The sequence below is a fragment of the Pseudomonas extremorientalis genome, from assembly GCF_024584605.1.
Classification (GTDB): Bacteria; Pseudomonadota; Gammaproteobacteria; order Pseudomonadales; family Pseudomonadaceae; genus Aquipseudomonas; species Aquipseudomonas extremorientalis.
Genome location: NZ_CP089519.1, coordinates 374,057 through 394,724 on the forward strand (window position 1 = coordinate 374,057; position 20,668 = coordinate 394,724).

18 protein-coding genes and 1 tRNA gene are annotated in these 20,668 nt (G+C 58.0%); 10 read left to right on the forward strand and 9 right to left on the reverse strand.

Annotated features, from left to right (window positions below):
* Positions 1–7: 7 nt before the first annotated feature.
* Both LUU92_RS01660 and LUU92_RS01665 read right to left on the reverse strand, forming a co-directional pair.
* Entirely contained in the window at positions 8–421 is a 414-nt protein-coding gene (locus LUU92_RS01660) for a hypothetical protein (RefSeq protein ID WP_071492434.1), read from the reverse strand.
* A 12-nt stretch (positions 422–433) separates the two neighbouring features.
* Entirely contained in the window at positions 434–1,411 is a 978-nt protein-coding gene (locus LUU92_RS01665; RefSeq protein ID WP_257103075.1) for an alpha/beta hydrolase family protein, read from the reverse strand.
* Positions 1,412–1,589: 178 nt separating this feature from the next.
* Between LUU92_RS01665 and LUU92_RS01670 the strand changes: the two genes are divergently transcribed.
* Complete coding sequence (locus tag LUU92_RS01670) at positions 1,590–2,555, forward strand: bile acid:sodium symporter family protein (RefSeq protein ID WP_257103076.1); 966 nt, start codon at positions 1,590–1,592, stop codon at positions 2,553–2,555.
* Positions 2,556–2,642: 87 nt separating this feature from the next.
* On the forward strand, positions 2,643–4,235 hold the full coding sequence (locus LUU92_RS01675; protein WP_257103077.1) for an ArnT family glycosyltransferase: 1,593 nt from the start codon (positions 2,643–2,645) through the stop codon (positions 4,233–4,235).
* A gap of 351 nt (positions 4,236–4,586) precedes the next feature.
* Here the strand turns inward: LUU92_RS01675 and LUU92_RS01680 are convergent, their stop codons facing one another.
* Entirely contained in the window at positions 4,587–5,681 is a 1,095-nt protein-coding gene (locus LUU92_RS01680; protein ID WP_257103078.1) for a hypothetical protein, read from the reverse strand.
* 236 nt (positions 5,682–5,917) lie between these two features.
* Here LUU92_RS01680 and LUU92_RS01685 point away from each other — a divergent pair, with 236 nt between their 5' ends.
* From LUU92_RS01685 to LUU92_RS01695, 3 genes are all read left to right on the forward strand, one after another.
* Positions 5,918–6,445, forward strand: coding sequence for a hypothetical protein (locus tag LUU92_RS01685; RefSeq protein ID WP_257103079.1), 528 nt, complete (start codon positions 5,918–5,920; stop codon positions 6,443–6,445).
* A gap of 478 nt (positions 6,446–6,923) precedes the next feature.
* Positions 6,924–7,499, forward strand: coding sequence for a Rha family transcriptional regulator (locus LUU92_RS01690; protein WP_257103080.1), 576 nt, complete (start codon positions 6,924–6,926; stop codon positions 7,497–7,499).
* Positions 7,500–7,875: 376 nt separating this feature from the next.
* Positions 7,876–8,511: a recombinase family protein gene (locus tag LUU92_RS01695; RefSeq protein WP_257103081.1), complete on the forward strand. Its 636-nt coding sequence runs from the start codon at positions 7,876–7,878 to the stop codon at positions 8,509–8,511.
* A 48-nt stretch (positions 8,512–8,559) separates the two neighbouring features.
* Here the strand turns inward: LUU92_RS01695 and LUU92_RS01700 are convergent, their stop codons facing one another.
* The 6 genes from LUU92_RS01700 to LUU92_RS01725 form a co-directional block, all read right to left on the reverse strand.
* Positions 8,560–9,828 carry a reverse transcriptase domain-containing protein gene (locus LUU92_RS01700; RefSeq protein ID WP_257103082.1) on the reverse strand — a complete coding sequence of 423 codons (1,269 nt, stop codon included), beginning with the start codon at positions 9,826–9,828 and terminating at the stop codon, positions 8,560–8,562.
* Positions 9,829–10,598: 770 nt separating this feature from the next.
* A complete protein-coding gene (locus tag LUU92_RS01705; protein WP_257103083.1) occupies positions 10,599–12,329 on the reverse strand; it encodes a site-specific integrase in 1,731 nt (576 codons plus the stop codon).
* 105 nt (positions 12,330–12,434) lie between these two features.
* A tRNA-Phe gene (locus LUU92_RS01710) sits at positions 12,435–12,510 on the reverse strand.
* A 103-nt stretch (positions 12,511–12,613) separates the two neighbouring features.
* The gene (locus LUU92_RS01715; protein ID WP_028615361.1) at positions 12,614–12,886 is read right to left on the reverse strand and encodes an oxidative damage protection protein; all 273 of its coding nucleotides are present in this window, start codon (positions 12,884–12,886) and stop codon (positions 12,614–12,616) included.
* Positions 12,883–13,950, reverse strand: coding sequence for an A/G-specific adenine glycosylase (gene mutY / locus LUU92_RS01720; RefSeq protein WP_257103084.1), 1,068 nt, complete (start codon positions 13,948–13,950; stop codon positions 12,883–12,885). The genes LUU92_RS01715 and mutY overlap by 4 nt, the downstream gene beginning before the upstream one ends.
* Positions 13,947–16,157: an AsmA family protein gene (locus LUU92_RS01725; RefSeq protein WP_257103085.1), complete on the reverse strand. Its 2,211-nt coding sequence runs from the start codon at positions 16,155–16,157 to the stop codon at positions 13,947–13,949. The genes mutY and LUU92_RS01725 overlap by 4 nt, the downstream gene beginning before the upstream one ends.
* 325 nt (positions 16,158–16,482) lie before the next feature.
* On the opposite strand from LUU92_RS01725, the gene LUU92_RS01730 reads away from it, so the two are divergent.
* From LUU92_RS01730 to hisA, 5 genes are all read left to right on the forward strand, one after another.
* Entirely contained in the window at positions 16,483–18,144 is a 1,662-nt protein-coding gene (locus LUU92_RS01730; protein ID WP_257103086.1) for an OFA family MFS transporter, read from the forward strand.
* Between the two features lie 250 nt (positions 18,145–18,394).
* Positions 18,395–18,988 carry an imidazoleglycerol-phosphate dehydratase HisB gene (gene hisB / locus LUU92_RS01735; RefSeq protein ID WP_017849940.1) on the forward strand — a complete coding sequence of 198 codons (594 nt, stop codon included), beginning with the start codon at positions 18,395–18,397 and terminating at the stop codon, positions 18,986–18,988.
* Complete coding sequence (gene hisH, locus LUU92_RS01740) at positions 18,988–19,626, forward strand: imidazole glycerol phosphate synthase subunit HisH (RefSeq protein WP_071492427.1); 639 nt, start codon at positions 18,988–18,990, stop codon at positions 19,624–19,626. The genes hisB and hisH overlap by 1 nt, the downstream gene beginning before the upstream one ends.
* Entirely contained in the window at positions 19,626–19,883 is a 258-nt protein-coding gene (locus LUU92_RS01745) for a DUF2164 domain-containing protein (protein WP_071492426.1), read from the forward strand. Before hisH ends, LUU92_RS01745 begins: the two co-directional genes overlap by 1 nt.
* A 39-nt stretch (positions 19,884–19,922) precedes the next feature.
* Entirely contained in the window at positions 19,923–20,660 is a 738-nt protein-coding gene (gene hisA / locus LUU92_RS01750) for a 1-(5-phosphoribosyl)-5-[(5-phosphoribosylamino)methylideneamino]imidazole-4-carboxamide isomerase (RefSeq protein ID WP_016972250.1), read from the forward strand.
* Positions 20,661–20,668: the final 8 nt, after the last annotated feature.

The window sequence follows — 20,668 nt, forward strand, 5'->3', positions numbered from 1 at the left end:
TTTCGCGTCAGGCTTCCGGGGTGATCAGCGCCTGAGACGCCGCGACGTAATCGGCCTGGAACTGCGGCGACTCGATCCACGCCAATGCAGCCGCCTCATCATCGGTATCCGTCGCCCACTGTCGATACTCGATCAGCGCCGCCAGGATGAAATCGGTGGCTTGCTCTTCACCTTCCTGCTCCAGCACCAGCGCCAACAACGGGTGCGCCAGGAATGCCGTGCACAACGCCTGCTGGCTGGTTTCGCCTGCAGTGCGCATCTCGACAAACATCTCCGTCAAATCCACCGACTCCAAGTCAATGCGGCTGTCATCGCCGGCAAACGCATCCGGTTTGGTCGCGACGGCGCGCTGGGTGCGGTTCTGCTTGGCCTTGGCCTTGGCCCGGTGGGCGCGTTTTTGCTGCTTGTTCGGCGAGGCCATGGGGTTGGCGTCCTAGGGTTCTGGATCGGGGGGAGTATTGAAGCGCAGGTTGGGGGAAATCCCAAGGGTATCTGCGGCCAATTGACCGTTTTGAAGCCACGCCAATGCAATCGGCCATAAACGGTCCTGATATTCGCTGCGGAAAAAGGCGAAGTGCCCGACCTGGTTTTCGCCGATATCTTCCGGCGTTATGCGCAGGTGCGTACGCTCGCTGCCGTCAAAATAACCCAGCAACCGCTCGATGGCCGCCACGGTGCCGAAGGGGTCATCCGTGATGCTGATCGCCAGTATCTGCGCCTTCACGCGGCTGAAGGGCAGGTTGCCCAGCGCTCGACCGCTGGGGCGTGTTTCATATCGGGGCGTCGGCATGCTCCAGTCGCGCACTACGCCGGCTGGCGTATCTTCCAGCCAGCCCAGGCGCTTGCCGGGGAAGTATCCGCACAGTGCCGTCAGCAGCGGCATTACCACATGCCATTTGGCAAACATGCGCCAGCGTCCGCTCGGTGCGTAATCGCGCCAGTAGGCGAACTGTGCGCCCACCGTGACGATCCGTCGAATAGCAGCACCCGACGCCGCGAGTCCTGCCGCGCAACCGCCAAAGCTGTGGCCGACTACGTCAATCGGCTGCCCCGGGAACTCCCGTTGCGCACGCGTGAGCATCGCCTCGAAATCCAGCACGCCCCAATCCGACCACGAGGCCTTGAAGTGGCGCAGCGAGCCGTTGCGGGATTCGCCGATGCCACGGTAGTCGTAAGTGAGGACATCGAAGCCGTTGGCGAACAGGTAGTCGGCGAAGCGAGCGTAGTGGCGGCAGCGTACGGAGGTGGCGGCGTTGATGATCACCACCGGGCGTGCGGGGTCGGTCCTGATATGGCGCCAGGCGAAGCCGCCCAGGATATGGCCGTCGGCGGCGGGTTCCTTGAAGGGTTCGCTGTGATCGCGTGCAGGCGGGACTGGAGGCAATGGTAAAGAGGCGTCGTTCAAATTCATTGGTTTCTCGACCTCGATCGGTTTCTTGTTTTTTTAGAAACAATTGCTCAGTTTGCCAGCACTTGCGCTGTCATTTGGTGGTTTATCAAATGACGGATTGGATCGCCTGCTTGCGTCGCTCGACCTGGAGCCGGTAGATGCATAACCTTGCACTCTTTCGATTCGACTAGACCATCTTATGACCCGCGATACCCTCGAACACAACCAGATTCCGATCTACCTCGTCACTGTGTTTCTGGCCGTCGTTTTCGGTCTGCTTCCCCTTTCATTCGCCCACGATCTCAGCGCACTGGTCACCCCCGCCATCGCCGTGCTGATGTACGCGATGTTCCTGCAAATACCGTTTCTGGACCTGCGCCAAGGCTTGGGTAACAAGCGCTTCCTGTCGGCATTGCTGCTGGCCAACTTCATCCTGGTGCCCTTGCTGGTGTGGGCGCTGACCCAAAGCCTGGTCGGGCGCCCGGCGTTGCTGGTGGGGGCGTTGTTGGTGTTGCTGACGCCTTGCATCGACTACGTGGTGGTGTTTACGCATATCGGCAAGGGCGATTCGCGGCTGATGCTGGCGGCGACGCCGGTGCTGTTGCTGCTGCAGTTGGCGCTGTTGCCGTTGTACTTGGGGTTGATGCTGGGGCCGCAGTCTGAGGTCGTGGTGGAGGTGGGACCATTTGTCGAAGCATTCCTGTTGTTGATTGTGATGCCGATGATTCTGGCAGTGCTCACGACTTCCCTGGCGCGGCGATCATCTGTCGTCAACGCGTGGAGCAGCGCCTGGGCTTGGCTGCCCGTGCCGGCGATGGCGCTGGTGTTGTTTGTGGTGATCGGTTCGCAAATCACTTCCGTGGTGCGGGATATCAACCTGCTGTTGCCGGTGATTCCGGTGTATATCGGCTTTCTGCTGTTGGCGCCGTTGATGGGTGCGCTGGCGTCGCGGCTGTTTGCGCTCCCGGCCGCAACGGCACGGGCGGTAACATTCAGCGCATCGACGCGCAATTCGTTGGTGGTGCTGCCCTTGGCGCTGGCCCTTCCCGAGGATGTGCGCGGGTTGGCGGCGACGGCGGTGATCCTGCAAACCCTGGTCGAACTGGTCGGGGAGTTGATTTATGTGCGGCTGATCCCGAAGTGGGTGTGGCCCGCAGGTCGGTAGACGCACAAATCTTCCAGTCTGTTCAGGCGCTATTCAGCAGGGCGGTCGGCACCATAAGTCGGCGCCCCTTACCTGACAGGTCAACCGATGGATCACCGCAACCGTTTTCGCCTGGAATCCTCAGGGATTTTCCTCTTCGCTCTATTGTTGTTCACCCTGGGCATCTGGGATCAACAGCCCCAAGGGTTTGATGGGCGATGGGCGCTGTTCCTGCAAGAGATGTTTCGCCATGGCGTGAGCTTTTTCCCGACCACCTATGGCCTGCCCTACGCGGATTATCCCGGCACCGCGACCTTCTTCAGTTATGTATTTGCCAGACTGTTCGGTGCGCCCAACCATCTGGCGAATATCCTGCCGACCGCCCTGGCTTCTGCTGGCGTAGTCGCGGTGATCTATCGCTTGCTGGTGCCTGCGAGCCGGCCGTGGGCACTGCTCACGGTGCTGCTGACGTTGCTCACCACCCAACTGCTCGAAAAGTCCCGCTCGGTATGCCTGGACCAGATGGTGGCGTTGCTCTGTGTAGGCAGTTTCTACCTGCTGCACAGCGGCGGACGCAGGAGGCGGCTTGCGGTGTTCCCGCTGTTTGTCCTGGGTTTTGCGATACGCGGGCCATTGGGGTTGATCGAGGTCTGTGGTGTGGTGTGTGTGTATTGGGCACTGGCCAAGCCTGGCGAGCGTGTGAAACAGGTGCTGATTCACGGCATCGTCGGCGTGGTGCTGCTGGCAGCCTGTTGGTGGCTGCTGGTGAAGCTGGCGCGCATCAGTGGGGGCGACGCGTTTGCCGATGAGGTGTTCAAGATGCAGGTCGGCGGACGCCTGGATGAAGCCGGCGAGCCGTTCTACTTCTATTTCCAGTTGAGTCTGTACCGCTATTTCCCGGTGGTGCCATTGGCGCTGGCCACGATGATTGCCCTGCGTCATCGCTGGCCCGAGCGGTTTGAGGGCGACATGCAACTGGTTGCGCGGCTGGGTGCCTGCGGCTTGATGATCTTGCTCGGGCTGTCGATACCGCACTTCAAGCGCGCTTATTACATCCTGCCCATGGTGCCGATGTTCGCGGCTGTCGCGGCCTATGGGCTGCTCCAGGCGCAAGGCTGGCTCACGGGCGTGCGCCGCTGCTACGAAGCGCTTGTCGTCGCGCTGCCGGCGTTGTGCGTGGTTGCGATCTTTGTGTGTCGGCATGGCTGGCAGAAGCACGGTTACTGGCCGGCTGTTTCACTGCCGTTGCTGATTGGCGGGCTGGTGGTGCTGCAGGTGGCGGCGCTGATCGCCTGGCATCGCGGAGGGCGGTTGGTGTGGCTCAGCCTGATCGCGTTGATGGCGCAGTGGGTGGTGTTGGTCACTGTGGTGGAGCCCTCCAAGGATATGCAGTTCGATACTCGGAAGTTTGTCGGCCAGGTGGAGGCGTTGCGTGCCGCGCAACCGGGACCGCTGGTGTTTATCAATCTCGGCCGAGACACCTGGGCGGTGCGCTACATGATGAACCTGGACCATGATGAGCAACCGATCTTTATCGAAGGCAGCGAAATTGAGCGACTGGGAACTTTGCCTCGACCCGCCTGGGCAATTGTGTCGCGCAAGGAAACCGCGTTGCTGCAAGGAACGCCTCTGGAGAAGCAGACGCCAAGGTTTGAAGGGCGGCTGAACGACAATCCGCTGATGGTGTTCTTGTTGAAGTAATAGAGGTCGTTCGTTTCGGGGTGGCGTAGGCCGCCCCTGGACAACGCAATAAACGACAGACAACAAAAAACCCGCACTAGGCGGGTTTTTGTGTGTTTCAAATGACGTTTGCACCACTTGAAACTGAATAGTGGTGCCCAGAGACGGAATCGAACCGCCGACACGGGCATCAGTGCCGTAAACCCAATGAAATCAAGGGGTTCAGGCCCCTTCGATGTCGTGAAGTGTACCCGTCCTGTGTACTCATATCAATGACCACACCACTCATGCGCCCCCAAGAGGCTCTTTACGAAACAGGGCGACCATTGGATTCGTATAGGGCCTTATCCAACTGAAGTCGAGATGCCTTTCTCAGCTAAACTTTATATCACCGATTACATCATTAGGCGTTATCAACGGCATTTCCGGGAGAACTGGAGAGACCCTTGAAACAGAGTTTGCGATAGCCCCGAGCTGCTGCATGCAGATATGTGCATACTCTAAAGAATCCCAAGAGTCCGAAGTGTTTTCCATGATGTTTTTTAGCCGCGCAAATCCTAACTCAGGATCCTGAAAATACTGCCCCGTGACACGCTCTTTAGTCAGCTGGGCCGGATCACCTGGGAGTGGTAGCTTTATCGCTGGCAATAGTTCCCCATGTGGCATCTCAAAAGTGCGAGTGACGGCAAACAATGTTCTGCCCGCGTTTGCTAAGGGAGCCACATGGACTACTAAATCTCTGTAGGCTCCAAGCTCAAAAAGCCATTGACCCGACTCAGCTGAGGCTCGTAGCTCTTTACCTGCGGGGTCTGTAGGCGGTAATCGCTTCCACCTTTTCAAGAGCCCACTCAGAGTAGTTATTTTGGGAGCATCAGGATCCAAAGGTTTTATCACCACCTCAGAATAAAATTCCGACAAGTAATCTCTAAGTACGCAAGCATCGACAAGAAAGGACTGCAATGCCAGATAGCACAAAGAAGTATATCCATCAAGAAACTGCTTGTCGGGCAAAAATGGCTTCTCACGCAGACGACTATTTAATTGTTGTTCGTAGACCTCTGAAAGCTGCCGAAGCCTCCACTCGCAGGCTCTAAGCTGATGTGCAATTCGCGAAGCTATATCGCAAAGTAATCCACTGCGTTGCTTAAACGCTGAATGAGCTATAAACGACCACTTATTACATTGATCATTGCATAACCATAATGGGTGTCCAGCAATATTCAATGATCGCCACTGTGGCGGATTCAGACCGCTAACCTCGTCACTTGTAGTATAAAAGTCGCACCCAATAACTTTGAGACCCAGGCTTTTAACCTCTGAATATAAGCTCCCAAAGCTTTTCAAGGTAATAACAAGACCTCGATCGCTAACCATTTTCGGGCGACAAGTTGTCTTAGGATCACCGCCACTGAGAATTCGAACACCGCCCTGCAAATGAAGCTCTCGCAGCACCATAGGCCATTCCATTTAGCCGCCCTCTGTAGTTGCGTCAGGTTAATCTTGGAAATCTTGCACTTACCACTACTCGTGTCAAACGCTCACATTCCCCACTGTACGAATAGACGCGGCGCGTTCTGAGTCGAGCCTGAGCAAATGAGTGCATCTGGTGCTGCTCCACAGCCCTTGTAAACCGTGGCCTCCAAAACCCCTCACTTTACCCGGAACGACACCCCGTCGGACCGAGAACTGATGAGGGCAACGAAATGATGTACCCCGATGAGTACCTGGACTACGAACGATGGGCCAACAAGCGCCGTAACGACCCGACACTCTTCTTTGATGCCTGCAAGGCCGCTCAGTGGACCCCGCCGGAGACTGAAGGAGAATCTGAAGCCGTATCGGGAGAAGCAGCAACGAAGAAACTTGCCAAAGCAAATCCCCAGCGAGGCAGGTCAAAGAAGAGCACAACAAACTCGGTCGCTCACTATATGAGCCTCTTGAGCTTTGAAAGACCTCGTTGGCTGGATAGCATCATCTACGGTTCAACCGTGACAGCCGCTGGTGTGAGCGCAGGTAAGCTCAATGTGCGGCCCGATACGGTCATTGCAGCAATGCACCTCAAGACCATTTCAACGGCAGCTATACAGACCGCGATGATTTCTGAGCGGACAGCGCAAACGGTCGCGAAAGCAGCACGACACGCAATACACGGAGTCGCCTGCCACTTGGATCGCTACCCAGCAACCAGAGCAAAACTGGATCTTGAGCTGAGCTACGAGCTTGGCCGCTGATTAAACGCAGGGAATAGAAAGGCAGTCTCAAGGGCCGCTGAGCATCTGAAAGTCAAGACCTCGACTCGTAATGATAATCGCTGGTGGACGTACGGGCAGCTTACTGAGGGGGATGATAGTTGTGATAACAACATTCTTTCACCAAGCTCTCCTCTGAGAACCTTAGCGAGTCAGCAACCGGAACCCGTATACCCCCACTATAAGCCGAGGGAGACTTAAAGTTATCCCTTGAGGAACTCTCCCTGCTCTTTAGCTCCGCTCACCGGTTTCTCTCTGGTGGAGATCAGCAATGACCAACAATCATGCCCTTCTCTCGGCTGGTCGCTAAGCCTTACCGAAGTACACGCCCGTCGCTGGGCATTCATCCCATCCAGTCTTTCTGATAGCGCCTTTCATGCCACACCGGTTCCCTTGTCTGGGGTCTGGATGACCGGCTGTGGGTGCGACCTGAAGGGCGCTACCAAAAGGAAAACAGACAATGAACATCACAAATACCACTCCCACCACGTACACAACTACGTCCGTCTTTGAAAGGATCGTCACCACTGGGTCAGTCGCAGCAACGACCCTCAATGGCTTTCCCGGTATGTCCTCTTTGGAGATTGCAGAAATCACCGGCAAGCGTCATGCCCACGTCCTTCGGGACATCCGAAAGATGCTCGATGAGCTGGGCCATGCTGACGTTAACGGGTCCAGATTTGGGTCGGTTGATTTCGTCGAGTCCACTTACCGCGACTCCAAAGGTCAGGCACGACCTCTAACCGTCCTTGCGAAAGAACTGACATTTACTCTGCTGTCTCGATATTCGTTCAAGCTCACCAATCTGATCGTGAAGCGCTGGCTGGAACTTGAAGGGACAGGCTTTGAGCGGGTGTCAGTACAAGCCGCTGTCATTCATCTGGTCGAGCGAGAGAAGGACAATCGCCGGGCTGCACTCAAGCAAATCAACAAAGGCAAGACTCCTCGGCAGCTCACGAAGCAAGAGAAGGTAATGCAGGGGCACTTGAGGGCCGCTCGGAGATTCGAGAAAGAGAATCTCATGAGATTTCGTTAGGACCTGCCCGGCCTTGGAAGAACGAGTGACGAGAATCTGGGGCAAATTTTGGAGACACCATCTCAATAGATTTTCCACTGTGATTCCCCCATGCCACCAGTGGGGTGGGGGTCCTTATCATCGTGCGCCCATGCGCGCCTCTGGATGACAACTCGATGATGGGGCCAGGGATTGCTCACCGCCTCGATGGTCCTTCGTAGTCGCTCTCCTCCCTCTGACTGGGCAGGTCGAAGGGCGTCACCATGCGTGGTCCTTTGAGTATGCCTCAGCGACCACGACTCAATACCTGTGCGAGTGTGGTTGTTTGGGCTGTGTTGACCACCATAACGACTACATCTATAGTGACCACACCTTAACGACCGCAGGACGCCTTTCGATGTTCATCCGTGCTTACCTCCGAGCCTCTACCACTGACCAAGACGCTCACCGGGCTAAGGACCAGCTCACGGCCTTCGCACAGGATCATGGGCAGCGGGTAGCGGCCTACTACATCGAGAATGAGAGCGGAACCACCCTCAAGCGCCCTGAGCTGTTCAGGCTTCTGTCAGACGCACATCCCGGAGATGTTCTCTTGGTCGAACAGGTAGACCGTCTCTCGCGCCTTACAGAGGCTGACTGGCAGAAGCTCAGGGGGATTATCAAGGACAAGGAGGTCCGTGTGGTCTCGCTCGATTTGCCTACCTCGCATCAGTTCATGGCGCAGGGCAGCACAGCGCTGGATACCTTCACCTCTCGGATGCTTGGGGCTATCAACGATATGCTCTTGGACATGCTCGCAGCGGTTGCACGTAAGGACTATGAGGACCGTCGCCGTCGTCAGATGGATGGCATCAAAAAGGCTCAGGGGCAAGGTGCCTACAAGGGGCGTGGAGTCGATCAGAACAAGCATCAGCGCATTCTGGATTGTTTGAGTAAGGGCATGGGGCTGCGGGAAACCTCAAGGGCTACGGGAGCCAGCACTGCAACTGTTCAGCGGGCCATGAAGCTGAATGCGGTTACATCTGACGGCTAGCACCGGGAGCAGTTCTTCAGCTACCCCTATCTGTAAACGTTAAAGCGTTCAGGCAGAACCCTCGTTCGGCTCACGACCATCTGAGTGAAGCTCCGAAAGAAGCCGTACTCCAAGCATCCTGCGGCGAGAAATGCTATTTGCCTTAGCGAAGAGCTTTCCTTTTTCTACTTCGTATGTGGTCAGTTCATTTGATATGTAGTCGTCCAAGGCCTTAAGCCAGTGACCATGATTGCAGAAAGAGAAAGCTTTCCCCCAGCCAAGGATGACTCGATCAAGATTTTGTAATGCGCCGGAATATGTCGCTTTCGGAGAAATTTTTCCTGCCTCCACGCTGAATTTCATTACCCTAAGAGATGTCTCCAGCTCAGACCTTATTCGCTTCTTGAATTTTTCTCTTGTGGCCTTCGATGGCTGCATTAAAGCTGGTGAAACATAGCAACCCAAAAAATCAAAGCCATCGGAGGTCCACCCTCTTGAAGCTTTGTCACTTGTTGTCGACGGCGAATAGGCATTAAGTGAAAGCTTTTCGAGTTCAACCTGCGCTTTGTTGAATGCTCGGTCTACAGAGCCCATATCCTTTCCGAGAATAAGGAAGTCATCGATATAGCGCAGACAAATGACCCCTCCAGTGTTCATAGTTTTGTCGAAGTCGTGCAGGTACAAATTTGCTATGAGAGGCGACAAGGGGGAGCCTTGAGCCACCCCTTCCACTCCGAGGGGGAACAATTCATCGAGACCCTGCCGCCGTAGCGCATCAATGTTCGCGAGGTCTGTAGTGATTGCCGCTCGGAGCAAGTTTATGGTGTCCGGGCATTTGATGTGAGGCGCTAACAACTCCATCACGCGGACCTTGTCGACTCTCGTAAAGAATTCTGCGATATCCGATCGGATATGAAAGGCAGCCCCTTGTGAAATAGCATCTCTGGCGTCCATTAGCGCCATTGCAACTTTTTTGCTTGGAATACCGCCATAACTCGTTGGCGTAGCCAGCGCGTTCTTTACAAACTTGATGCGCGTCTGCAAGGCGTCGAGCAAGGCTCTCTGAACGATTCGGTTAGGTATAGGAGAAAGCACAATAGGTCGAGATTTGCCATTGGTCTTGGTCTTTGCCACGCCCGTCTGCTGCTTGAAGGTAAACGTCTTATTGGATAGCTCGCGCTGAATGTCAGACAGAGACTTGGGGAGTCGCCCGTCGAAATCCTTTGCTTCATTTCGGATAAGTTCGGACGTAGACGATAGGGCGCTACTCCTAACCTTCCTCCAGGCTGAGTGAAGCGACTCCATGCTGTAAATCTTGCGGTATAGCGGCGTGGTCAAAACAGCTCCTTGTTTGTTGGGAGACACCAGTAAACTCTCACCCAACCGCTACAGAGGACCTTCAACCATCGGGGCACCTTGAAGCCTTAACGGCGATCTTGGTCGCGACCCTCACAGCAACCTCGGAAGAGAGATGGCTGGCGTCTGTCAAACTGGGTTCAGTGCTGTGAGGCGGCTGCACCAGCAAGCAGGCGAGGCTGACCGCAGTCACGAATATTCGCGATGCGGCGTGCGCCAAGTTGGCACGTTTTTGCATGAAAGCATGATTTCCTCCAGAAACTCCGCCAAGACACGATTAATCGCAGCTTTTTAGATATCACTGTGAATCCCGCCCCATGCGCCAAATTGGCACGTTTTTGCATGAGCGCCCGATGGTCCCCAAAGATCCCGCCGAGGCACAAATCGTACCTTTTTGGGTTTTGCGGTCAAGCTCGCGCCATGCGGATACACATCGAACACCGCCCTGAAAATAAAGCTGCTAACCGTCTGGTGACCCCAATGTACAGACAGAGATACGGTTATTGCCGCAGCAGTTGGGTGACGCTCTTTACCATCGGGGCACCTTGAAGCCTTAACGGCGATCTTGGTCGCGACCCTCACAGCAACCTCGGAAGAGAGATGGCTGGCGTCTGTCAAACTGGGTTCAGTGCTGTGAGGCGGCTGCACCAGCAAGCAGGCGAGGCAGGTCGATGTTACCAAACGATGCGACAAAAGCTACTGTATTCACATGCCTACCGTTCTGCCGTTCAAGGGCACCTTTTTTTCAATCGCTAAGCTTGTTCAGGCAGAAGACCTGCAAGGATCGCAATGTGTGGCAAGCGGGCCAACTGCTCTTGTTGGGTCTTGAGCAAGTGACGCTCACCATAACTTCTGCTCACTGAGCCATCGTCATGACCCGTGATTGCGTCGTGTATTTCTTCTGGGATGCCTGCCTCTCGACACATGGTCTTGAAGCTATGACGGAAGCCGTGGGAAGGGCTCACAGGCGTCTCAAGCTCAGCGACCTCGCGAAGGTACACGCCCCAGCGTTTACCGAAGTTGTGTCCATACCAGCCCGTAGGGTTTGGCTTGAGGGCCGGAAAGAGTTGTCCAGATGCGGGCAGGCTCTCGACGTACTCAATGAAACCAAGGTCTATCAGGTCCTGATGGATGAAAACCAAGCGATGGCTACCTTTGGTCTTCAGGGTCCTGTCGTCGTCTGCGCCATCCTCGGACACACTAAGAAGGTCCAGATGCCATATACCGTCTTCAGACTTACAGACCTCGCTGGCCTTCATTTGAGCGATCTCCTCTCTTCGCGCACCTGTGTAGCAGAGCAGGAGAGGTAGCCACTTCCAAGCCTCTCCAAACGATGCCCGAGGAGCGATCCATTCACCCTTGAAGAGCGGGCTTGAGAAGACCTGAATGAGTTCCGCTTGGGTGTAGCCTTTGCGAGTGGCGGTGCGTGATTGCTTGGCGCTCGCTTTGCGCAGGGACTTTGTGATGCCTGAGGCGACCACTGGGTTCTCTGTGATGTATTCCATCTGCACTGCGTAGGCCAGGACTGAAGAAAGACCCATCAGCTTGTTCTTGATCGTTGCGCTACTCAGCAGGGGCAAATCATGCTGCTTCGCTCGGGCAATCTGCTCGTAAGCGTTGAGCCCTTTGAGGCCCTCGCCCTTAGAAGGCATTTGGCGGAGCAGGTTGTAGAACTCTTCAATCGTCCTGCGTTTGATTTGCTTTACTGGGAGGTCGCCCAGCAGCTCTATGAATCGCACGATTGTGGTCTGATATTCCCCAGCGGTCTTCTCAACGTCACGCTTCCCATCGCCCATGTGACGATGATTCCGAGCCCAGTACTCGAAGACCACCGAAAGGGTCTCGCTTGGGCCCTCTGCCTTGGCCTTGTCGATGCTCAAGGGGGCTTCGTGGGGTAGCTCAAAGACCGCAGAGTAATCGCCGTAGTGGCGCTTGTAGGCAATCTCGGACAGCTCCAGATGCTGCGCCAAAAAAGCTTCGTACAGATACTTGTGGAAAGGCGTGCCGGGCAAAGGCATTGGTAGTGAAACCTTCGCCAGCTCATCGGCTACCGTTTGATCGAGGCGCTGTCGAGCACGCGACTCCAGACCTTCGGGGGCAAGTAGGGCTTTCGGGGTTCTGACGCTGAAATGATCACGCAGGGTCTCGTGGCCCACATCTTCCGAGCCAATGAGATATCCCTCAAATCGTCCAGTTGATTCCATGTAGTCAAGCTCATCCTTCGCCCATCTTGCAGCGAGCTGGATGGCGTCTTGAAGGGTAGGGGTGTGAGTGCCGGAAAGCTGGAGACGGGTGTTCAAGAAGAACTGTTCTGATTGACCCCATGCGGCAGCGAAGAGGGTCTTTGCTTCTCGCGCATCTTTGGTGCCCAGGGTGCGCTTATAGGTCTCGCCTGCATTAGGAAGGAGCGGCCTAATGTCCTTAGGGATACGGCGGCGAATGTAGTAAGTCCCGGTGCGGGGATCTTTCCAAGGTTGTGCCATAAAGCCCATCGTGTACCCGCCGTGTGTACTCATGCGTGACGGGTTACAGCAACTCCAGATAGTAAAAACCCCCGAGACCTTGCGGAATCAGGGGCTTTCGGTATTTGGTGCCCAGAGACGGAATCGAACCGCCGACACGGGGATTTTCAATCCCCTGCTCTACCGACTGAGCTATCTGGGCAACGGGGCGCATTAAACGGGTTTTTCAGGGGGTCGTCAAGCAAGTTTTCGAAAAATATTTAATTATTACCGTCGCTTACGTGCCGGCCCCGGTTTTTGATCAATTATTGAGCAGGCGGCACGTAGCCGTCGGCCTTGGCGTATTCCTCGCCGGAAAAGAACTTGTCCATCTCGCCCGCCAGGTATTTGCGATCTTCGGCGTTCATCATGTTCAGGCGTTTTTCGTTGATCAGCAGGGTCTGGTGTTTCAACCAGTCGCCCCAGGCTTTGGCCGAGACATGTTCGAAAATGTCCTGGCCCTTGGCGCCTGGATACGGAGGGCGTTCCAGGCCGGGCAATTCTTCTTTGTACTTGCGGCACATGATGGTGCGGGTCATGACGACACTCCTGCATTCAATACGTCGGCCGCGCGTTTCAGCAGTTTTTTTACCGGGGCGGCAAGGCCCAGGCGCGGCGGGGTGGCGAGGTTATACCAGAGCCAGTCGGCCTCGGCCACGTGATGGGCGGTTTCCTCGACCTGGATCAGCCAGGGTTCGATGGCGAGCTGGAAGTGGCTGAAGGTGTGGATCAACCCCGGCAGCGCCTGTTGGTTGCCCAGTTCCAGCGCATGCTGGTGGGCCAGGTGTTCCAGGTCTTGCAGGTCATCCAGCTCCGGCAAACTCCACAGGCCGCCCCACAGCCCGGTGGAAGGACGACGGTAAAGCAGGATCGCGCCCTCGGCATTCGCCAGCATCGGCATCAGCGTGCGCTTTTGCGGGACGGTCTTGCGCGGCTTGGGGACCGGATAGCGCGTCTCCAGGCCGAGCATGTGGGCTTCGCAATGTTTTTCCAGCGGGCACAGCAGGCAACTGGGTTTGCTGCGGGTGCAGAGGGTGGCGCCCATGTCCATCATCGCCTGGGTGTAGGCGTTGACGCGGGTCTGGGGCGTGAAGCGCTCTGCGGTGGCCCACAGCTGCTTGGCCACCTTGGGTTCGCCGGGGTAGCCCTCCTGTGCGGTAAACCGCGCCAGCACACGCTTGACGTTGCCGTCGAGGATTGGCGCACGCAGGCCCATGCTCAGGCTGGCAATCGCGCCGGCGGTGGACAGGCCGATACCGGGCAGCTCGGTGAGCTTTTCGACATCCCTGGGAAACTCGCCACCGTACTCGGCCACGACAATCTTCGCGGTCTTTTGCAGGTTGCGCGCCCGGGTGTAGTAACCCAGGCCGGTCCACAGGTGCAGCACTTCATCTTCCGGCGCGGCGGCCAAGGCTTCGACCGTTGGCAATGACGCCATGAAGCGGTCGAAGTAATTGAGCACCGTGCTGACCTGGGTCTGCTGCAGCATGATCTCCGAGACCCACACCCGATAAGGCGTGATGCCCTGTTGCCAGGGCAGGTCATGGCGACCGTGGCGGTCGTACCAATTGAGCACGGCCTCTGAAAACTGCTCGTTTCTCATCGCTTGAACAGGCCCTTCAATGCATCTTTCAACTGCGGGTTCACCTTGTCGAGCTTCTCTTCCAGCTTGTCGCTGAGCTTGTTGCCGGCCGCCTTGATGGCGACCTGGGTCAAGCCGTCCTTGTCCAGGCGGCAGGCCTTGGCGCCCAGCTCCAGCGGGCCACGGCAGCGCAGCGGCACTTCGATGCCCTGGAAGTTGGAGCCGACCTGGCAGGCAGGGTCCGGCGTTTCGCGCTGGTCGCCCTCGACAATGATGCCGACGCGGTAGTCCATGCCCAGCACGCGCAAGTCCACATCACCGTTACCGTTGACGGTCAGGCCCGGGATGCGCACTTTCAGGTCAGGGTTGCTGGCCACACCGTTACGCAAGGTCAGGTTGCCTTTCAGCTCCTGGAACGGCGTGTCCTTGCCTGGCGGCGTGCTGCTCAGCGTCTTGCGGTTGAGCAGGGCAATGCCGGTGCACAGTTGTTGCTCAAGGTTGGCGTTGAGCAGCACGCCGTTGTTGATCACGAAACTGGCGGTGCCGTTGAGGCTGTCGATCAGGGCTTTCTGGCTGTTGCCGCGGCCTGTGAGGTTGCTGTCCAGGGTGATCTGGCCCTTCACCGGCGGGTTCTGCCCTTGGGCCTGCAGGATGCGCTCGACCGGCACCTGCTTGATCCGGCTCTGCAACGCCAGCACCGGAATATCCTGACGCACATCGAGGCTGCCGTTGGCCTGGAAGGTGCCGTTGTAGAGACCGCCGCTCAAGGTGTCGAGCTTGAGTTGGCCGTCGAGGCCGGACGCTTTGAGCGCCGCATTCTGGATCGGCAATTTGCTCAGGGTCAGTTGACCGAAGGCGAGGTCGGCATCCACGTCCAGCGTGCGCAGGCGCGTCAATGGCAGCAGCTTGTCGGTGCTCCAGGCGCCTTTGGTCGGCGCATCGGGCAATGGCGTGGTGCCGCCGGCGGCCATTGCGCCGGCTTCGCTGTTCTGCACCTCGGCCTGGCGTGCGGCGCTTGCACCCTTGGCGGATTCGGACTTGGCCGGCAGGTAGTTGTCGGCGTTGAATGTATCGCCCTTGAGCTGCACACGCAGGGACTGTTTGGCGAAATCGTCCACCGCCAGGCGACCGGTGAAGGTGCTGCCGTCGAGTTTCAGGTTCAGGTCTTCCAGCGCCAGGCTGGTCGGGGTGCCCTTGAGGCGGCTGACCAGTTCGACCTTGCTCAGGCTGCCCTCGGCCATCGGTGGCAGGGGGTGGCCGACGCTGTCGAGGAACTTGGCCAGGTCGAACTGGGCAATGGACAGGGCGCCGCTGAGCTGCGGGGTCTTGTCCAGGTCGTTGACCTTAAGCTCGCCCAAGGCGCGCAACTGGTTGGCCGAGAGCTTCAGGTTGGTCCATTCGGCGATATTGGCCGCCTGGTCCACCAGCAGTTGGCCCTGGGTGGAGAAGGTCACGGTCTTGCCTTGCAGCGGTTCGCCCGTGGCTTCGCCGGTGATCTTCATGTCTTCCAGCTGATAACGCTTGAGGGCGCGCTGGATGCGCAGGTTGCCGTTGAGTTCGGTCTTGACGCGCATCACCGGCTGGTTGGTGCCGAAGAAGGCAGTGAGCTTCACCGGAATACTGGCGCCTTCGTGCACGGCGCCGGCGCTCAGCTGGATGCTTTCGGCGCTGAACTGCTTGCCGGTCTGCTCGTCGTTGTATTCGATGCGGGCGTTGTTGATGGTCAGGCTGTCGATGTCCAGCCGGATAGGTTTCGAGGGTTTCTCCGGCTCGGGCTCGGCGGCCTGTTCCGCGGCAGCGGGTGCGCTGGCGCTCGGCTCATTGGCGCTCTTGCCGATGTCTTCCCAATCGCCATGGCCTTGTTTGTCGCGGTTCAGGCGCAGGTTGAGGCCTTCGACACGCACATCGCTCATCTGCACTTCACGACGCAGCAGCGGTAAAACCCGTACCGACAGGCCGAGCATCTGCAAGTCGGCGAACGGTTTGGTCGGGTTGGTCAGGGTCGCCACGCTGGCTTCGTGCAGTTCCAGCCCGAGCCAGGGGAACAGGCTCCAGCCGATATCGCCATTGAGCGTCAGCTCGATGTGGGCCTTGTCGCGGGCAATCTGGCGGATCTCATCTTTATAGTCGTTGGGATCGAAGAGGTGGGTCAGGGCGAAGCCCAGGGCCACAATGATCAGCAACAGCCCGAGAAGTACCAGACCCAGGATTTTGCCGAACGCTTTCATGGGCGAGTCCTTGTATGTCGATTTCAAAATTTAGCCGCAGAGTATAACGCCCGACGGCCTGCGTCAGTGCCCCGATCGTTACATTGTATCCAGGGGCCGGGAAACGGGTTTTTGACGTCAAACAAAGCAGATTTCCTGAAAAAGGTGATGGCAGTTTGGTTTTTCTGTCATCCACAGATGCTAATCTCTGCATGTTCGTCCGCCTTCTGCGACTTAACGTCGCGCCTAAAACGGAGCTTCACTCAACAAAACGGCCGCGCTTTGCGTGCAAGGCCGAGGGAGAGAGCGCCTGACGGACACATACTAACAACTGGGGGAAACACCAATGAGCACTAGCACTGCGGCAGCTTCATCTGCCGCGCAGCCTGCGTTCCTGTCCAAGGAACGCATTATCGCCAAGCCCGGCTTCAACCGCTGGCTGGTTCCGCCGGCCGCCTTGGCCATCCACCTGTGCATCGGCATGGCCTACGGCTTCTCGGTGTTCTGGCTGCCACTGTCTAAAGCGCTGGGTATCACCAAACCGGTCGCCTGCGCGCCGGACATGAGCTTTATCGCTCAAGTCTTTTCGTCCCAATGCGACTGGCCCATCTCCATGCTGGGCTGGATCTACACGCTGTTCTTCATCTTCCTGGGCTGCTCGGCAGCGATCTGGGGCGGCTGGCTGGAACATGCCGGGCCACGCAAGGCGGGCGTTGTTTCGGCGCTGTGCTGGTGTGGCGGCCTGTTGATTTCGGCGTTGGGGATCTATACCCACCAGATCTGGCTGATGTGGATCGGCTCCGGGGTCATTGGCGGTATCGGCCTGGGCCTGGGCTATATCTCGCCCGTGTCGACCCTGATCAAGTGGTTCCCGGACAAGCGCGGGATGGCCACCGGCATGGCGATCATGGGCTTCGGCGGTGGCGCGATGGTGGGTGCCCCGTTGGCAGCGGCATTGATGGGTCACTTTGCTACGCCCACCAGCGTGGGCGTGTGGCAGAGCTTCCTGGTGATGGCCGCGATCTACTTCGTGTTCATGATCGGTGGCGCCTTGTCCTACCGCGTCCCTCCGACCGGCTGGAAGCCTGAAGGCTGGACCGCGCCGGCGAAAAAAGCCAGCAATGCAATGATCACCCACCGTCACGTACACGTGAACGTGGCGTGGAAAACCCCGCAATTCCGCCTGGTATGGCTGGTGCTGTGCCTGAACGTGTCCGCCGGTATCGGCATCCTCGGCATGGCTTCGCCCCTGCTGCAGGAAGTGTTCGGCGGCAAGTTGCTGGGTGTGGATGTGCCATTCGGCCAGCTGGACACCGGTCAACTGGCCTCCATCGCCGCCATTGCGGCGGGCTTCACTGGCCTGTTGAGCCTGTTCAACATCGGTGGCCGGTTCTTCTGGGCGTCGTTCTCCGACTACCTGGGCCGTAAAAACACCTACTTCGTGTTCTTCGCCCTGGGCTTTGCCCTGTACGCGCTGATCCCGAACCTGGGGCACCTGGGCAACGTGGCGCTGTTCGTGGCGGCGTTCTGCATCATCCTGTCGATGTATGGCGGTGGTTTTGCGACCGTCCCGGCCTACCTGGCCGACCTGTTCGGTACGCAAATGGTCGGCGCGATCCACGGTCGCCTGTTGACCGCCTGGGCGGCGGCTGGCGTGTTGGGCCCGGTGTTGGTGAACTACCTGCGTGAGTATCAACTGAGCATCGGCGTTGAACGCGCTGCGGCCTATGACATCACGTTGTACATCCTCGCTGGCCTGCTGGTGCTGGGCTTCATCTGCAACCTGCTGGTCCGCCCGGTGGCGGACAAGTACTTCATGACCGACGCCGAACTGGCCGCCGAACAGGCGCTGGGCCATGACAAAGGCGCGGATGCCACCACTTCCCTGGAGTGGAAAGCAGCCCCGGGCACCGTGCCATTGGCGATCGCTGCCTGGCTGGTGGTGGGTATTCCGTTGGCGTGGGGTGTGTGGGTGACCCTGCAGAAGACCGCAGTCCTGTTCCACTAACACCGCAAAAATTTTGTGGGCGCGGTTCCTGTGGGAGCCGGGCTTGCCCGCGATGGCATCACCTCGGTGCAACTGAAACGCCGAGGTGCCTGCATCGCAGGCAAGCCAGCTCCACAAAAGCTGGTTCTCACATGTATGCACATGTCTATCCCCGACACTCCATCAGTCTTATCCCCTCCGATGTTTCTGTTTGGCGCCCGCGCCCCTATAATGGCTGCCTTTTTCGCCCAATGATTTTGCGGAGCTGGTGATGGCCGAACGTAAGGCGTCCGTCGAGCGCGACACTCTGGAAACCCAGATCAAAGCCTCGATCAACCTGGATGGCACCGGAAAGGCCCGATTTGATATCGGTGTACCTTTTCTTGAGCACATGCTGGACCAGATCGCCCGTCACGGGCTGATCGACCTGGATATCGTCAGCAAGGGCGACCTGCATATCGACGACCACCACACGGTGGAAGACGTCGGTATCACCCTCGGCCAGGCGTTTGCCAAGGCCATCGGCGACAAGAAAGGCATCCGTCGCTACGGCCATGCCTATGTCCCGCTGGACGAAGCGCTGTCGCGTGTGGTCATCGACTTCTCCGGCCGTCCAGGCCTGCAGATGCACGTGCCCTACACCCGCGCCACCGTGGGCGGCTTCGACGTCGACCTGTTCCAGGAGTTCTTCCAGGGGTTCGTCAACCACGCGCTTGTCAGCCTGCACATCGACAACCTGCGCGGCACCAACACCCACCACCAGATCGAAACCGTGTTCAAGGCTTTCGGCCGCGCCCTGCGCATGGCTGTGGAGCTGGATGAGCGCATGGCCGGGCAAATGCCATCGACCAAGGGCGTCCTGTAATGCAGACGGTCGCGGTTATCGATTACGGCATGGGTAACCTGCACTCGGTGGCCAAGGCCCTCGAGCACGTAGGGGCCGGCAAGGTACTGATCACCAGCGATGCCAACGTGATTCGCGAAGCCGATCGCGTGGTGTTTCCCGGCGTCGGCGCGATTCGCGATTGCATGGCCGAGATTCGCCGCCTGGGCTTTGACAGCCTGGTGCGCGAAGTCAGCCAGGACCGTCCCTTCCTCGGCATCTGCGTGGGCATGCAAGCCTTGCTCGACCGCAGTGAAGAGAATGAGGGCGTCGACTGCATCGGCCTGTTCCCTGGGCAAGTGAAGTTCTTCGGCAAAGACCTGCATGAAGACGGCGCTCACCTGAAAGTCCCGCACATGGGCTGGAACGAAGTCAGCCAGGCGGTGGATCACCCGCTGTGGCACGACATTCCGGACATGGCGCGCTTCTACTTCGTGCACAGCTACTACATTGCCGCCGGCAAGCCGGGCCAGGTGGTGGGTGGCGGGCACTACGGCGTCGACTTCGCCGCTGCGTTGGCCGAAGGCTCGCGGTTTGCCGTGCAGTTCCACCCGGAGAAGAGCCATACCCATGGCCTGCAATTGCTGCAGAACTTCGCCGCCTGGGACGGGCGCTGGTAATGGCCAGGAAGCCGAAGCAGCCGGTCTTGAACCTCACGCCTGAACAGGAGAGTGAGGCTACCCTCAAGATCAAGCGTTTCATGGAAGATCGCTTCGAGCTCAAGCTGGGGTCGTTCGAGGTCGCCGAGATCCTCGAACTGTTCACCACCGAAGTGGCTCCGCACTATTACAACAGGGCGATTTTCGACGCGCAGACGCTCCTTAAAGAAAGGTTCGAAAGCATCGAAAGCGACCTGTGGTCGCTTGAGAAACCCTGATTTCCCAAGCATTGCTGAATATCGAATAAGGTTTGCCAGATGCTGATTATCCCCGCTATCGATCTCAAGGACGGTGCCTGCGTACGTCTGCGCCAAGGCCGCATGGAAGACTCCACCGTGTTCTCCGATGACCCGGTGAGCATGGCCGCCAAATGGGTGGAAGGGGGCTGCCGTCGTCTGCATCTGGTGGACTTGAACGGCGCCTTCGAAGGCCAGCCGGTGAACGGTGAAGTGGTCACCGCCATTGCCAAGCGTTACCCGAACCTGCCGATCCAGATCGGTGGCGGTATCCGCTCCCTGGAAACCATCGAGCACTACGTCAAGGCCGGCGTGAGCTACGTGATCATCGGCACCAAGGCGGTGAAAGACCCGGCGTTCGTCGCCGAAGCCTGCCGCGCGTTCCCGGGCAAAGTGATCGTGGGCCTGGACGCCAAGGACGGTTTCGTCGCCACCGACGGCTGGGCTGAAATCAGCACGGTGCAGGTGATAGACCTGGCCAGGCAGTTCGAAGCCGACGGCGTCTCCGCCATCGTTTATACCGACATCGCCAAAGACGGCATGATGCAGGGCTGCAACGTGCCATTCACCGCTGCGCTGGCGGCCGCCACGAAGATCCCGGTAATCGCTTCCGGCGGCATCCACAACCTGGGCGACATCAAGTCGCTGCTGGACGCCAAGGCGCCCGGCATCATCGGCGCCATCACCGGCCGTGCGATCTACGAAGGGACCCTGGACGTCGCTGAAGCCCAGGCTTACTGCGATGCCTACAACGGCTGAGGACTGAT